This is a genomic window from Stenotrophomonas humi (assembly GCF_001431415.1).
GTDB classification, from domain to species: domain Bacteria; phylum Pseudomonadota; class Gammaproteobacteria; order Xanthomonadales; family Xanthomonadaceae; genus Stenotrophomonas; species Stenotrophomonas humi.
Window position 1 is genome coordinate 1 of the sequence record NZ_LDJI01000046.1, and the last position, 606, is coordinate 606.

1 pseudogene is annotated in these 606 nt (G+C 67.3%); it reads right to left on the reverse strand.

Features of this window, described 5'->3' with window-relative positions:
• A pseudogene (locus tag ABB26_RS17605) lies at positions 1 to 606 on the reverse strand (glycine dehydrogenase (aminomethyl-transferring)); the annotation flags it as partial.

A 606-nucleotide genomic window follows, 5' to 3' on the forward strand; every position in this document is an offset into this window, starting at 1 on the left:
TCAACGCCGGTGATGTGCAGGGTGTCGAAGAAGTCATTGCCGACCGCAACGCCGGCGGTACGCAGCGCGCTGGCCAGGATCGCGGCCAGGCGGTGGGTGCGGCGGGCGATGCGCAGCAGGCCTTCCGGGCCGTGATAGACGGCATACATCGAGGCCATCACCGCCAGCAGCACCTGGGCGGTACAGATGTTGGAGGTGGCCTTCTCGCGGCGGATGTGCTGCTCGCGGGTCTGCAGGGTCAGGCGATAAGCGGCCTTGCCTTCGGCATCGACCGAGACGCCGATCAGGCGGCCCGGCATCGAGCGCTTGTAGGCGTCACGGCAGGCCATGAAGGCGGCATGCGGGCCACCAAAGCCGAACGGCACGCCGAAACGCTGGCTGTTGCCGACCACGATGTCCGCGCCCCATTCGCCCGGAGCGGCAATCAGGGTCAGTGCCAGCAGGTCGGTGGCGACGGCGACCAGGCCCTGGCGGGCGTGCACGGCCTCGACCAGCGCCTTGTAGTCGCCGATGTTGCCGAGGCTGTCCGGGTATTGCAGCAGCACGCCGAAGGTGCTGTCCCTTATACACCTCTGACGCTGCCGACGATACGCAGGGTGCAAATAA